The sequence below is a fragment of the Lysinibacillus macroides genome, assembly GCF_001281525.1.
GTDB classification, from domain to species: domain Bacteria; phylum Bacillota; class Bacilli; order Bacillales_A; family Planococcaceae; genus Lysinibacillus; species Lysinibacillus macroides.
Window position 1 is genome coordinate 193,495 of sequence record NZ_LGCI01000005.1, and the last position, 14,427, is coordinate 207,921.

Sequence of the window (14,427 nt, forward strand, 5' to 3'; positions counted from 1 at the left end):
GGAGGAATTACAATGGAGCGTCGTAAGCAATTACGAAAATATATTCAGCGTGCAAAGACTAGTTTAACAGTTGAACGAAGTATTCCTATTGCACAATATGGTTTGTTTTTGGCATTGCTTTCGAGTGCTTTTCTCGTTATCCTTTCGAGATTATTTGTCTGGCCTTATTATCGTCAAGTAGCGTTTACTATCTTTGGTGTCGTTATTATTGCAACAATGGCCTATCTATGGTGGAGACGTATAAAAGAGCAAGAAGCCTTGCATACACTGGATAATTATTTTCCACATAATGAGCTTGTGACAGCCCTATCATTTAAGGATGATCAAGACCCTCTTGTTCAGGCTTTAGTAGTGCAAGCTAGCCAAAAAGTTGAAAAAGCATTTATGGATTTTAAGGCTCGCAAGAAATCCCTTTTTCGCCCTAAAGCGTTTATCGGATTGTTTGTCACAACGGTGGTACTAGCCATTCTTTATCTATTCCCAGCAGCTACACAAATTGAAGCAATTCAGATTGAAAAAGAGCAGGCAGTGATAGAGGATATGAAAAAGGAAGTAGCTGAGCTGGAGAAAAAAGCGCAAACAAAAGAAGTGAAGGAACAATTGCAAGAGCTGCAAAATACATTAAAAGAGGCCGAAACAGCGGAAGAGGCATTACGAGAAATGGTGAAAAAACAAAAGGAGCTAGCCCTAAAGGAACAACAATTAAAGGATAAGCAAACAGCTAGCCAAGCAGAAGCTACTGAAGGCCAAGGCTTATCGAAGGAAGAGGTTGAACAGCTAAAGGAGCTAGCCCAAATGCAGCAGGGATTAACTGAAAATGCAAATGCTACACAAACAGCGATGAGCAAGCTTGGTAAACCAGCAAGTAATTCCTTGCAAAATGCAATTGCCAGCGCTAATAATGCCAGTAATAATCAACAAAATAGCTCGCAAAACAATCAGCAGTCATCTAATCCTTCCCAGTCAAGCAGTCAAACAGGGCAGGCAAATCAAAATAACGGGCAAAATGGTTCACAGCAACAAAGTGGGCAAGGCGCTGGGCAAAGTCAACAACAAGGTCAGGGTAATGGTCAAGGACAGGGGCAGGGACAAGGAAGCGGCTCAGGTTCAGGACAGGGCAGCGGACAAGGCACTGGCCAAGGAGCTGGCGTTGGCCAAGGCAGTCGAGATTTGTTAACAACACCCAATCGCCTCGGTGGATCAAGTGAAACGTCTGTGGATAGTGGAGCTTTAGGGGACGGCTCTCATGTATCTGAACAACAAGGAAATGGTCCAATTACAAAAGGTACGATCAGACCATATGAAGAAGTGATAGGCTCCTATAAAGATAGCTATTTAGAAAGCTCAGAGCGTTTACAGTTACCAAAGGATTTACAAAATGTTGTGCAATCGTATTTCACATCAATTGAGTCGCAGTAGGAGGAGAAGCAATGGCATTTACAGAGCAGCAGTATAAAGAAATGAGTACAAAATTACAGCAAGTGAAAGAAGAAATTCATCGTTTTATTGTAGGGCAAGAAGAGGCGATTGATTATACGTTGTATGCTGTGCTAGCAGATGGTCATGCATTATTAGAGGGCTTACCGGGTCTAGGGAAAACAATGCTGATTCGTACAATTTCCGAGGTGCTGGACTTATCGTTTTCACGTATTCAATTTACCCCTGATTTAATGCCTGCAGATATTACAGGGACGAGCATGATTGAGCGTACACCAGATGGTAAGCAGCAATTTACATTCCAGCCGGGTCCTATTTTTAGCCAGATGGTTTTAGCGGATGAGATTAACCGTGCAACTCCAAAAACACAAAGTGCGCTACTAGAAGCGATGGGTGAAAAAACGGTAACCATTTTAGGGGATACGAAAAAAATGGCAAGACCATTTTTTGTGTTGGCGACGCAAAACCCGATTGAAATGGAAGGAACGTACCCATTACCTGAAGCACAAATGGACCGTTTCCTTTGTAAAATTCTTGTCTCCTACCCTGAAAAACATGAGCTAATGGAAATTATGAAGCGTACAACAGGTGCTCAGGAAATTGGCTTACAAAAGCTAATGAATACAGAGGGGCTTCTCGCGGCACAGCAAATGGTGAAGGAGGTCCTTGTGGCAGATGAAATGCTGGAGTTTGCGACAGATTTAGTGGTAGCTACCCACCCTGAAAGACCAGATGCGCTTGATGTGGTAAAGCAATATGCAATGTACGGCAGTGGTCCACGTGGCTTGCAAAGCTTAATTAAATTAGCCAAAGCAAGAGCACTGATGAATGGTCGCTTCCATGTTTCGGTTGCTGATATTAAATCTGTTGCTAAGCCAGTATTACGTCATCGTATGCTGTTGAATTATGAAGGGGAGGCTTCAGGAAAAACAGCAGATGATGTGATTGATGTCATTTTGGAAAAAGTACAGCAAGGTGTTAACCAGTGACAGCAAAGTATTTATTGCCTGAAGATTGGTTAGCGAAAATTAGTCGCTTTCAAGTAGCAACGGCCTCCAAACTACGTGGGCAGCATAAGGGCTCACACCGTTCGCAACGCTTCGGGGCATCCCTTGATTTCTCGGATTTTCGAGAATACCATTTAGGTGACGATGTACGTCAAATTGATTGGAACGTCTTTGCAAGGACGGATAAATATTTTATTAAACGCTTTTTAGATGAGCAAGAGATGCGCGTACATATTTTACTCGATGCTACAAAATCAATGGGGGAGGATGCTAAATGGCTATTTGCCCGCCAAATAGTAGCTTCACTGGGTTTAATGGTGCTTGGTCGAGATGATCGTTTGTCTTTTTCATTTATTCAGGAGGATATAAAGCCGCCATTTCGACGTAAAGGTGCCATGTATCGTCGTGCTTTTTTGCAGGTAGTGACAGATATTGAGGAAGCAAGCTATTCGGGTAGCTTTGCACAGGGCGCTTTAAAAGTCTTGCCGAAGGATAGTACAGTATTATTTATTGTCACAGATGGATTAGAGCCGATCGAGGAGTGGGAGCAGTTGTTAAAAAGATTGCCGCGCTATGCTGGTGATGTGCGCATTGTGCAAATCATTACACAAGAAGAGCTTGCACCACATTACTCAGGTGATATTCGTCTTCTTGATCGTGAAACAGGCAATGATGTGAATGTGACCATGTCCTCGAAAGTATTAGATACCTATCATGCACGACGTTTATTACATGAAGAGGAATTTGAAGCCATTTGCCGTCGCTTTGGGATTCGAAAACTACAATTGAAAGTGGAAGATGGCTTGCAATATGCAATTTTTCAGCAGTTCGTAAAAGCACATTGGATTAGGTGAGGTGAGCCGTATTGGGCTTTAGTCAAATGATATTTAGCTGGACGGCCATCATCCCGGTCATTGTCCTACTCTATTATTTCTTTCGTAAAAAATATACAGATCAGACTGTTTCATCGACACTATTCTGGTCTGAAATCATGCAGGAAACACGCGTATCCCCTTATTTAAAGCATTTACAAAAAAATGCCCTACTTTACTTACAGCTACTTGCATTGTTGTTGCTTGTATTGGCACTAATGAATCCATACGTAAAAAAATCAACCATCGTTGGTACACAAACAATCTTTATTGTCGATACGTCAGCAACAATGTTGGCAGGCAAAGGGACATCAACCTTTGATACACATAAAGAAGAAATGCTGGCATTAATTGATGAGCTAAACGGAAGACCTGTGACGTTGATTACAACAGGTGCTACCCCAAAAGCAATATTACAGCAGGAAACAAACATGAAGGCTATGAAGAAAGCGATTGAAGATTTACAAGTAACCTATGAAACTGCTGAAATCAATAAAGCACTTGATGTAGCGCAGGCATTTGTTGGAGATAGACCAACCTCTGTTTATGTTTTTACAGATACACTCGATAAACAGCAATTACCGATGGAAAAAGACTCGGTAAAATGGCTAGTAAGAGGTGCAGCAAAGGGTTTAACGAATATAGCGATGACGCGTTTTGCTGCAACCACGGATGGGCAGGCTACTATGGCACTTGTACAGCTTCATAATGATACCAATCAAGAACAAGAAGTGACACTGACATTGCAAAATGCAGAAGGGAATGAACTTGTAGCAGACAGTGTTGTGTTACCTCCAAATGAAATGATTACAAAAACCTTTAAAGATTTACCATTCGACAAAACAATGATGGCTCGTATTGATGCCCAAGATGATTATGCCATTGATAATGAACAAACGGTATTGCTGCAAACAACCACTGCAAAGCTTGTGATAGACCAAAGTCTGCATCAATTGATTCAAAAAGGATTTCAAGCAATCCATAGTGATATAAAAATGGTTCCACCCTTACAAATAGCGGATAACAAGGATGCTACCATTATTACAAAGCAAGCAGCATTACTAGAAAAGATGGATAAACCGCTTGTCTTATTCGGTCGCGATGATGCTGAAAAAGTGGCAGCAAGTGGCACAGTCAGCACAACAAATGATGCTTTATTTGCTTTTAGTGACTTAAAGGATATCTATGTCAGCGCTGTTTATCCAGGCTTTACTGATTACCAAACCATTGCTTCTATTGGGGAACAGCCATTTATACAACGCTCGCCTAAAGGTGATATTGTTATATTGGCGGATATTGCTGATACGGATTGGCCTTTGCATCCATCATTCCCACTATTTTTATGGAGTGTTGAGCAGCAGCTATCTGAGTCAACAGGCTCACTTGGCATTTTTACGCCAAATGAACAGCGTGCAGTAGCCTTAGTACAAGGCGATTGGAGTGTTTATTCGCAACAGGATGAATTTTTATCCTCTGTGACAAATGGTATGTTACTAGCACCACAGCAGCCAGGTGTGTATAAAGTACGTTCAAATAATGAGGAAAAGCAATTGATTGTGCAACTACAAGCACAGGAGCGTGTGATTACACCAGGAACAAGCTATATACTCGGTGATATTGCCGATAATGGAAAGGAAGAAGTATCAAAGGCTTCTTTTGTCCCTTGGCTGATTCTTATTATAGTAGTATTGCTTGTTTTAGAATGGGAGGTGCAACGACGTCGTGGATTTACGAATTGAAATGCCAGTAGCATTGTTGCTATTACTTCCCTTGTTTATGTATTTTGGCTGGACGTATTGGCGTGAGCGTCAACGGCTTAAAAAGAGCCATATGGTTGTACTTGTTATACGTATGGTGGCGGTAGGCTGTTTAGTGTTTGCACTTGCAGGGCCTTATCTATTATTGCCCATTAAAGAAGAACAAATTGTTTATTTAATAGACCGTTCAGCTTCTATGAACGGTACAGAAGATGAGATGGTTCAATTTATCCAGGAAAGCTTACAAGTGAAAAAGGAGCAACAGCTTGTGGCTATCTATTCCTTTTCTTCTACTTTACAAACAGAAGCTATTTTATCGAACACATTAAAGGAAGTACCAAAACTAACAGAAATAAAAGCAACAGATCAAACCAATATTGAACAAGCATTACAGCTTACCTCAGGAATTGTTGATCCCAAAAAAGCTACACGTTTTGTACTACTAACAGATGGCAATGAAACAAAGGGAGATGCCTTAGAATTTGCCACAAAGTTTGAAGGGTCCAATATTAGTGTGGATGTTGTACCTTTTGGTCAACCTGTAGTCAATGATGTATCACTAAAAAGCTTTGTCTCCCCACAGGTTGCTTATGTAGGAGAGCAGCAACAATTGGTAACAGAAATTCAAGCAACAGCAGCAGGTCAGGGTGAGCTATTATTATATGAAAATGATGAGCTGATTCATCGCGAGGCAGTGGAGCTTGCTGAGGGCTCCAATGTTTTTACCTATAAACATGCAGCAATTAGTGAGGGGCTTGTAAAATACGAAGCCGTTGTGCAGGTGGGGCAGGATGCGATTTTTGAAAATAATAAATTAACAAGCGTCACAATGGTAGAAAGTGAACCCCATTTGCTCATTGTCAATGGCTATGATACAGCTTCACCCATTGCAGCGGCACTTGGCAGTCAATCCATATCCCATAACGTTATAGCAGCCAGCAGTCTGCCAAATGAGCTCTCCAGTTATTTGCAATACAATGCGATTATTTTTGATAATGTGCCTGGTCATTTAGTAGGTGAGGCAAAAATGAATGTCATCGAGCAAGCTGTGAAAAACTTTGGCGTTGGTTTTACAATGGTTGGTGGAGAAAATAGCTTTGGCTTAGGTGGTTATTTTAAAACACCAATTGAAGCATTATTGCCTGTGGAGATGGAAATTAAGGGGAAAGAGCAATTACCTTCATTAGGGTTAGTAATTGTGCTTGACCGTTCTGGTAGTATGAGCGGAGCCAAGCTAGAGCTTGCTAAGGAGGCAGCGGCACGATCAGTTGAACTGCTGCGAGATGAAGATACATTAGGGTTTATTGCCTTTGATGATCGTCCTTGGGAAATTATTGAAACAAAGCCTCTTAGCAGCAAGGAAGAAGCAGTGGATACGATTTTATCCGTTACACCAGGTGGTGGTACAGAAATCTATACGTCATTAGGGAAAGCCTATGAAAATTTAGCAGATCTAAAGCTACAACGTAAACATATAATTTTATTAACAGATGGACAATCCCCAGCAGGCAATTACGAGGATTTAATCTCTGATGGAAAGGATAAAGGTATTACATTATCAACAGTAGCGATTGGGCAAGATGCTGATGCAAATTTACTGGAAGCATTGAGTGAGATGGGCAGTGGGCGCTTCTATGATGTCATAGATGAGCAAACGATTCCTTCTATTCTATCTCGCGAAACGGCTATGATTTCTCGTACTTATATTGAGGATAATCCATTCTATCCAGCGATTTATAATGCAGTAGGATGGAATTCACTGTTTGCCAACGGCGTCCCACAAATGAATGCTTACATTGGTACAACAGCAAAGCAGGGTGCTATTGTGGTCGCAGAAAGTGAGAAGGAAGACCCTGTATTAGCGCAGTGGCAATATGGTCTTGGTAAAACATTTGCCTTTACATCTGATTCAACAGGTAAATGGACAGGTGATTGGGCAAGGTGGCAGGACTGGGGGACATTTTGGCAAACCCTTATTTCACAAATGCTACCAAGCTATAATGACGTTGCCTATGATGTAAGATTAGACGCAGATGGTTCATTTATGATTACAGACCCTACAAATGAGGCCGCGTTTTTAGATATTGTAGCGGTTAATGAGGCAGGAGAAGAGCTAGAGACACAGTTAGAAACCATTTCTGCTTCTCAAGTTCGTGCATCAGTACAAACAGAACCTGGATTGATTTTCTTCCGCATTGCTGATGAGGAGCAGGCTATTTACCAGGCAGGGCTAAGTGTTCCTTATAGTGCTGAATATGAGTTACATCCAGTGAATGAGTCATTAGTAGAGGAATTAGCGAAGCAAACAGGTGGTACTGTTTTAAAAGAACCTCAGGATGCTTTCCGTGATTTTACACAAAAGGGAGCAGATCGTCAAAACATTACGAGATGGCTTATGCTAGCAGGGATGCTGTTATTCTTTATGGATATTACCATTAGACGTTTTGGCTGGAGCTTCCTCACTAAGTCGAAGCACAAAGAGCCTCATGGTGAGCAACAGCCTGTCCAGGCAGAGGATACAAATGTAGCACAGCTATTAAAGGGAATGAAAAAGCGGTCATAGTAGGCAAGAAAGCAGTGCAAAGAGGTAGGATTTTGCACTGCTTTTTATTGTTTTATAGGGAGGTGATCAAGCTCCGCTCAAAAGTGGAGAGTAAGTGATCAAAAAGGGTGACGTTTCGCTCAAAAGAAGGAGTCAAGTGATCAAAAATCCCCCAGAAGTACATTAAAATCTATTTAACTATTCATACAGTGAGGATTTAAAATGTTTTATAAGCACCGTTTTTTGTAAGCTACTTGCAACGACAACACCTAAAATAGCTCCAATGGTACTTGACGTTAAAAAGGCTGGCATAAAAAATAATGCAGCTACAGATGTGCCCATTAATAATTGGGCATAAGGCACTGCAATAAGTGAAGCAAGAATACCTGTTCCAATTATTTCACCAATGCCAGCTAACCACATTTTATGGCTATTTTTATAGGCGAGCGCAGCACATACTGCACCAATCACACTTCCAGGAATAGCTAATAAAGAGCCTGTCCCTATAAAAATACGAATAATCGCTGTCACAAAGGCAATGATAACAGTTGGTACAGGTCCAAGCATAATAGCTCCAATAACATTGATTGCATGCTGAACAGGATAGGCACGTGCAATCCCCGTTGGAATAGAGACAAAGGTAGAGCCTGCAATAGCTATTGCTACCAGTAAAGCCATAATTGTTAATTTTCGAATAGACATGAAATGCACTCCTTTAGATAATGTTTACTAGAAAAATAAAAAGGCCGCTTCCTTTAAACAGCAGGAAGCGACCTTGCATATACATACTTAATAAGCATAAGCAAGTAGCATCACTTCCCTCCGCTAGTATGAACTAGATCAGGTTCAAAGGGTCCGTATATAATCATATACGTCTCAGCCTCGTAAAGACTCCCCTAGTGGTAATAAATGAATTATTGATATTTTTAGTAGAACAACCTTAACATACCATATTTCAAAAAATAGTCAAAGACTTTTTTCCATTAATGTATATCAGGCTGCATAAGATACGGTGCTTTTTTTATTGTCCAAATCAGAGCAAGGAAGAAGCAGGATAATAAAATAATGGCACCAAAAATATAAGGGCTGTTCATATTCCAATCAAAGAGAATGCCTGCTAACGCTGGACCAATCATATTGCCAAGACTCATATAGGCATTATTCAAACCAGCAGCAAACCCTTGCTCATTGTCAGCAAGCTTAGAAATTAGTGTATTAACAGCAGGGCGAATTAATGTTGTAGCGGTTGAGAAAATCGTTGCTACAACTAATATAAGTGCAAATCCTGAGACAAATAATATTAAATAAATAGAGACAGCTGCAACGAATAAATTGATTAAGACAACCTTCATTTCCCCTAAGCGTTTAAAGAGTGGTGTAATCACAAACATTTGAACGACGACGCCAAATGCACCACCAACCACTAAAATAATGGCAATATCACCAGGCGTATAATTGAATTTCTCTGTGACAAATAATGATAAAGTTGTTTGGAAATTAGCGATGCCAAATGAGAATACCATCATAATAATGAGCATAACGAAATAAGGCATATGTACAGAACGGGCCATTTGCTTTGCAAGGTTGTCTTGCTTTTGGCTTTTTTGTACTGCGCTTGGCTTAGTGGATGGTAGTAAGAACAAGGATAAGAGTGCTGCCAAAATAGCCGCAGCGCCAGCAGTATAGAATGGGAAATGCAAGCTTACTTTTGATAAGAAGCCTCCAATTCCAGGACCGATCATAAAGCCAAGAGACATAGCAGCCCCTAGCATACCCATCCCTTTTCCACGTTCTTCATATGTTGTCACGTCTGCTACAAAGGCCATAATAGGAGGTGCTACAAATGCGGAGCCAAGACCACCTAAAAAGCGAGCAATAAAGAGCATCCATACATCTGTAGAAAATCCAAAGCCAATTTGTGCAAGCCCTGAAAGAATAAGACCAAAAATAATTAAATTTTTTCGACCATACTGATCCGAAAGATTCCCAGCAATCGGAGAAAATACAAATTGTGCTAAGGCGAATGTTGCAATCAACATGCCAAGAACTTGTCCTGCTGCACCAAATATTCTTAAATACTCTGGCATAACAGGAATAATAATACCAATACTGCCCATTGTGATAAACATATTAAACATTAAAATATATAAAGCCGCCTTATTAGACTTTTGCTGGGTCATTAACTAACTCTCCTTTTTGTCACCAAATATACTACAGTCTATCATAAGCTAACCTTTCATTGTATCGGTTGAAAGTCTGAAATAGCATCATTATCTATAAAATAAAAGATCTGCCGAGCGCGCAAAATTTTCTCGACAGACCATTTACAATTGTTAACGAATGCTCATTTTAAATTCTAAAAATAATTCATTATATTTCCCTAAATAATCAGGTCCTAAGTTTTTATAGACCTCTAATGTATCACGTTGCTCCTCAGAAGGGTAGTAGCGTTCGTCTGTGACAACCTCTTCATCCATTAAGTCCATCGCAGCAATATTAGGTGTAGAGTAACCTACATAATCAGCGTTTCGAGCACCAGCATCAGCACTTAACATAAAGTTAATAAAGGCATGTGCGCCATCAATGTTTTTCGATGTTTTTGGAATGACCATATTATCAAACCATAAATTGGAGCCTTCCTCAGGTACTGCAAAGTCTAGCTCCTCATTTTCAAACATCATATCAGCAGCTTGCCCAGACCAGGTAAGAGCTACTGTTGCTTCATTATTAATCATCAGTGGTGTAATCTCATCGCCGATAATCGCTTTTACATTGGGCGCAAGTGTAATTAGCTTATTAGTAGCCTCACGCAGTTCATTGTCATCTAATGAATTCAGTGAGTAACCAAGACTATTTAAGCCCATCCCAATGACTTCACGCGCACCATCTACTAAAAAGACTTTACGTTTTAAGGAAGGGTCCCATAAATCTTCCCAAGAGGTGAAATCTAAATCACCCACAAGGCTTGGATTATAAACAATGCCTACTGTTCCCCAGAAATAGGGGATTGAATAATGATTGTTATCATCAAATGGCAAATCTAAAAAATAAGGGTCAATATTTTTTAGATTCGGGAGCTTTGTTTTATCTAAGGGAATCAATAAATTTTCTTCCTTCATTTTTTCAATCATATACTCAGAAGGCACAGCAATATCGTAAGCAGTGCCACCTTGCTGAATTTTTGTCATCATGGCTTCATTGGAATCGAAGGTTTCATAGATGACATGAATGCCTGTTTCTTTTTCAAATGCTTTTAATAAATCAGGGTCAATATATTCACCCCAGTTAAAAATGGTTAATGTGTTTTTGCCACCTTTACCGCCGCCTGCACTTAAGGTGTCAGCCGCATAGAATAAAAGGGCTGAAACGACAAGGATGGCGATGGTAGCTTGAATTAGTGACTTCATCGATGCCCCTCCATTCTTTTACTCGTACGACTTGTCATGAAATAATAACCAACAACAACTAAAACCGTAACAAAGAATACTAAACCAGAAATCGCATTTACCGTTAGAGAAATTCCTGCACGTGCCATTGAATAGATTTCTACGGATAATGTACTGAAGCCATTACCTGTTACAAAGAATGTCACAGCAAAATCATCTAATGAATACGTAAGGGCAAGGAAGAAGCCTGCAAATATACCTGGCTGAATATAAGGAAGAATGACACGCATCATAACGTCTTTTTTCGTTGCCCCTAAATCTAATGCTGCATCAATTAATGAGTTATTCATTTCTAGTAGCTTTGGTAAAACCATTAGTACAACAATCGGTACACTAAATGCGACATGGGCTAATAAAACAGATGCAAAGCCTAGTTTAATGCCTACCATTGTAAATAAAATTAAGAAACTAGCCCCGATAATTACGTCTGGGCTGACGATTAAGACATTGTTTAAGGATAATAAAGTATTACGCATTTTAGAATCCTTAACCGTCACAATTCCAATTGCTCCTAGCGTACCAATAATAGTAGAAATGAGAGCAGAAAGTAGTGCCACGATGACCGTATTAATTAATATAACGAGAAGACGTGAATCTTCAAAAACAGCTTGATAATGCTCTAAAGTAAAGGATTCAAAATGATTCATGGAACCGCCACTATTGAACGAGTAAAAGATTAAATAAAAGATTGGCGCATAGAGAACGATAAAAACAATCGTTAAATAGACTTTGGCTGATGCAGATAGCTTGTTCATCGTACACGACCTCCTTTATCCTTTTGTCCCGTAATTAGCATGATAATCACCATGAATAAAATTAAGAATACAGCAATAGTGGAACCCATACCCCAGTTTTGTGTCACAAGGAATTGCTGTTCAATCGCTGTACCTAAGGTAATGACACGGTTCCCAGCAATTAAGCGAGTAATCATGAACAGGGATAGGGCTGGGATAAAGACGACTTGAATACCAGACTTAACGCCATCCATTGTCAATGGTAAAACAACACGACGGAAGGTTGTAAAAGCCGAAGCACCTAAATCACGTGCTGCATAAATGAGTGTTGGGTTTAAACGATCTAAAGAATTGAAGATCGGTAAAATCATAAATGGAATAAAAATATAGACCGACACAAAGACAAAGCTAATATCGGTAAAGAGCATTTGTTTTGGATCGAAGCCAAATACTTCGATAAATGCATTAATAGGTCCGTATAATCCAAAGATGCCGATAAAGGCATACGTTTTTAATAAAAGATTAATCCATGAAGGAATAATAATAAGTAGAAGCCAAAGCTGCTTATGTTTTGTCTTCGTTAAGAAATAAGCAGTTGGATATGAAATTAATAGTGTAAAGAATGTAATTAAAAATGCATACCAAAACGAGCTCAAAGTCATCTTTAAGTAAACAGAAGAAAAGAACGCTTTATAGTTATCGAGCGTAAAGTTGCCATGTAAATCAAGCAGGGAATAATAGACCACGAGTGCAATTGGCGCGATAACGAAAAAGGCAATCCATAACACATATGGAAATAACGCTGATTTTGATGTTTTAGTTTGCATCTTCATCGTCTCCATACGATTCTAATCGTTTATCAAACTCTTCCTCTGTTTCGTTTAAGCGCATTACGTGAATCGCCTCAGGATCAAAGTCTAAGCCAATCTCAGTCCCTACTTCTGCTTTCTTCAATGAATGGACGAGCCACTCATTACCATCTTTATCGTATGTGGATAATTCATAATGTACTCCTCGGAATAATTGTGTATCCACTTTTACCACAAGTTTGCCTTTATCAATCGTTGTCATTTCTAAATCTTCTGGTCGAATGACAATGTCTATTTTTTCATTTGGCTTCATCCCTTGGTCGACACATTCAAAAACTTTGCCAGCAAATTCAACCTTGAAATCCTCAATCATCACGCCAGGTACAATATTGGATTCACCAATAAAGTCAGCAACAAAGCGGTTAATCGGTTCATCATAAATATCCACTGGTGTACCTGACTGCTGAATTTGTCCTTCACTTAAGACAAAAATTTCATCACTCATGGCAAGTGCTTCTTCTTGATCATGTGTAACAAAGACAAATGTTTTGCCAAGACGTTGCTGTAATTCACGTAGCTCATATTGCATTTCTGTACGTAGCTTTAAGTCTAAAGCTGAAAGTGGCTCATCCAGTAAAATCACTTCAGGGTCATTGACAATGGCACGTGCAATCGCGACACGCTGACGCTGACCACCAGACATTTCAGCGATTTCACGATTGCCATAGCCTGCCAAATTGACAAACTTTAAGGCTTCAGCTACACGCTCTTTTATGTCCTTTTCAGGAAGCTTTTTAATACGTAGGCCAAATGCGACATTTTCAAACACATTTAAATGAGGGAACAGCGCATAATCCTGAAAAACAGTATTAACTTGACGTTCATTGGCAGGAACTGCATTAATCTTTTTATCATGGAAAAATACATTTCCTGTTGTAGGTTCCGTAAATCCTGCAATAATTCGTAAAATGGTTGTTTTACCACAACCGGAAGGGCCAAGGAGTGTATAAAATTTTCCTTTTTCCAGCTCCAAATTGATATTTTTTAAGACGACGGTTCCGTCTTGATAAGACTTTGAAACATTTTCAAAGCGGATAATTGAATTGGTTGTCATGGATGCGCCTCCTTAAGCTATAAATAAGAATCTGTTGCGACAAGTAAAATTTTTGTTTCATCATCATGTGCATTAAAAATCTGATGATGGTCTGTCGCGTCATAATAAAGTGCGTTACCTTCACTTGCGATATACTGTTCATTCCCTAAAACGAGACGAATACGCCCTTTAACAACATAAATAAATGTTTCAGAAAGCGAAGGCTCAAACTGTTTAAACTCACCATCTGCTGCAAAGGTTAAGAAAATGGGTTCCATCTCTTTTTCATTCGAAGTAGGAATCAGCCATTGAATTTCATATTTTTTTTCTTCATCTGTATAGGTAGATTGGTCTTCCTCTGTATAAACAACCTTCTGTTCAGGTGATTCATCATCAAAAAAGTCTTTGGGTCTTGACCCTAATACTTCTAAGATTGAAAATAATGTTTCAATTGAAGGTGAGTTTAGATCACGTTCTAATTGGGAAATATAACCTTTACTTAAATCTGTACGTTCTCCAAGTTCCTCTTGGGTAAGACCTTTTTTTAAACGAAGCGCTTTAATTTTAGCTCCTATTTGCATCTTTTCCCTCCTAAGAGAAGTTTAGCAATGATAAACTTTTGAAATATGAAGTTTACTTTAACGAAACTTTTAGTTTACTAAAACCATTACAATTATACATAATCAAAAAAAATTTGCAATTATTTTTTGTGAAAAAAATAAATAGTCTT

The 14,427-nt window shown here is 39.4% G+C and carries 12 protein-coding genes and 1 riboswitch; of the genes, 5 read left to right on the top strand and 7 right to left on the bottom strand.

Going from position 1 to position 14,427, the window contains the following annotated elements; translation table 11 throughout:
* Positions 1-12 precede the first annotated feature (12 nt).
* From ADM90_RS03800 to ADM90_RS03820, 5 genes are read left to right on the top strand one after another with little or no spacing between them, the layout of a single operon-like run.
* Positions 13-1,419 (top strand): hypothetical protein, encoded by a 1,407-nt coding sequence (locus tag ADM90_RS03800; RefSeq protein WP_053993732.1) that lies wholly within the window; start codon positions 13-15, stop codon positions 1,417-1,419.
* Between the two features lie 11 nt (positions 1,420-1,430).
* Entirely contained in the window at positions 1,431-2,426 is a 996-nt protein-coding gene (locus tag ADM90_RS03805) for an AAA family ATPase (protein ID WP_053993733.1), read from the top strand.
* Positions 2,423-3,298: a DUF58 domain-containing protein gene (locus ADM90_RS03810; protein ID WP_053993734.1), complete on the top strand. Its 876-nt coding sequence runs from the start codon at positions 2,423-2,425 to the stop codon at positions 3,296-3,298. Before ADM90_RS03805 ends, ADM90_RS03810 begins: the two co-directional genes overlap by 4 nt.
* 11 nt (positions 3,299-3,309) lie before the next feature.
* Positions 3,310-5,055, top strand: a complete 1,746-nt coding sequence (locus ADM90_RS03815) for a vWA domain-containing protein (RefSeq protein WP_053993735.1) — start codon at positions 3,310-3,312, stop codon at positions 5,053-5,055.
* Positions 5,039-7,636 carry a VWA domain-containing protein gene (locus ADM90_RS03820; RefSeq protein ID WP_053993736.1) on the top strand — a complete coding sequence of 866 codons (2,598 nt, stop codon included), beginning with the start codon at positions 5,039-5,041 and terminating at the stop codon, positions 7,634-7,636. The genes ADM90_RS03815 and ADM90_RS03820 overlap by 17 nt, the downstream gene beginning before the upstream one ends.
* Before the next feature lie 177 nt (positions 7,637-7,813).
* On the opposite strand, the gene thiW is transcribed toward ADM90_RS03820, so the two are convergent.
* The 7 genes from thiW to ADM90_RS03855 all read right to left on the bottom strand — a co-directional run bounded on the left by thiW (position 7,814) and on the right by ADM90_RS03855 (position 14,278).
* Complete coding sequence (gene thiW / locus ADM90_RS03825) at positions 7,814-8,317, bottom strand: energy coupling factor transporter S component ThiW (RefSeq protein WP_053993737.1); 504 nt, start codon at positions 8,315-8,317, stop codon at positions 7,814-7,816.
* Between the two features lie 98 nt (positions 8,318-8,415).
* Positions 8,416-8,523: riboswitch (TPP riboswitch) on the bottom strand.
* A gap of 75 nt (positions 8,524-8,598) precedes the next feature.
* Positions 8,599-9,795 (bottom strand): MFS transporter, encoded by a 1,197-nt coding sequence (locus ADM90_RS03830; RefSeq protein WP_053993738.1) that lies wholly within the window; start codon positions 9,793-9,795, stop codon positions 8,599-8,601.
* A gap of 153 nt (positions 9,796-9,948) precedes the next feature.
* On the bottom strand, positions 9,949-11,022 hold the full coding sequence (locus ADM90_RS03835; RefSeq protein WP_053993739.1) for an ABC transporter substrate-binding protein: 1,074 nt from the start codon (positions 11,020-11,022) through the stop codon (positions 9,949-9,951).
* The gene (locus ADM90_RS03840; protein ID WP_053993740.1) at positions 11,019-11,816 is read right to left on the bottom strand and encodes an ABC transporter permease; all 798 of its coding nucleotides are present in this window, start codon (positions 11,814-11,816) and stop codon (positions 11,019-11,021) included. The genes ADM90_RS03835 and ADM90_RS03840 overlap by 4 nt, the downstream gene beginning before the upstream one ends.
* A complete protein-coding gene (locus ADM90_RS03845) occupies positions 11,813-12,622 on the bottom strand; it encodes an ABC transporter permease (protein ID WP_048391965.1) in 810 nt (269 codons plus the stop codon). The genes ADM90_RS03840 and ADM90_RS03845 overlap by 4 nt, the downstream gene beginning before the upstream one ends.
* Entirely contained in the window at positions 12,612-13,718 is a 1,107-nt protein-coding gene (locus ADM90_RS03850; protein WP_053993741.1) for an ABC transporter ATP-binding protein, read from the bottom strand. Before ADM90_RS03850 ends, ADM90_RS03845 begins: the two co-directional genes overlap by 11 nt.
* A gap of 17 nt (positions 13,719-13,735) precedes the next feature.
* Entirely contained in the window at positions 13,736-14,278 is a 543-nt protein-coding gene (locus ADM90_RS03855; RefSeq protein ID WP_004224674.1) for a helix-turn-helix domain-containing protein, read from the bottom strand.
* Positions 14,279-14,427: the final 149 nt, after the last annotated feature.

What these genes read in the sequence shown, in the direction of transcription:
- ADM90_RS03800 (WP_053993732.1), top strand. Translation starts at nt 13, where the DNA reads ATGGAGCGTCGTAAGCAATTACGAAAATATATTCAGCGTGCAAAGACT.
- ADM90_RS03805 (WP_053993733.1), top strand. Translation starts at nt 1,431, where the DNA reads ATGGCATTTACAGAGCAGCAGTATAAAGAAATGAGTACAAAATTACAG.
- thiW (WP_053993737.1), bottom strand. Translation starts at nt 8,317, where the DNA reads ATGTCTATTCGAAAATTAACAATTATGGCTTTACTGGTAGCAATAGCT.
- ADM90_RS03830 (WP_053993738.1), bottom strand. Translation starts at nt 9,795, where the DNA reads ATGACCCAGCAAAAGTCTAATAAGGCGGCTTTATATATTTTAATGTTT.
- ADM90_RS03835 (WP_053993739.1), bottom strand. Translation starts at nt 11,022, where the DNA reads ATGAAGTCACTAATTCAAGCTACCATCGCCATCCTTGTCGTTTCAGCC.
- ADM90_RS03840 (WP_053993740.1), bottom strand. Translation starts at nt 11,816, where the DNA reads ATGAACAAGCTATCTGCATCAGCCAAAGTCTATTTAACGATTGTTTTT.
- ADM90_RS03845 (WP_048391965.1), bottom strand. Translation starts at nt 12,622, where the DNA reads ATGCAAACTAAAACATCAAAATCAGCGTTATTTCCATATGTGTTATGG.
- ADM90_RS03850 (WP_053993741.1), bottom strand. Translation starts at nt 13,718, where the DNA reads ATGACAACCAATTCAATTATCCGCTTTGAAAATGTTTCAAAGTCTTAT.
- ADM90_RS03855 (WP_004224674.1), bottom strand. Translation starts at nt 14,278, where the DNA reads ATGCAAATAGGAGCTAAAATTAAAGCGCTTCGTTTAAAAAAAGGTCTT.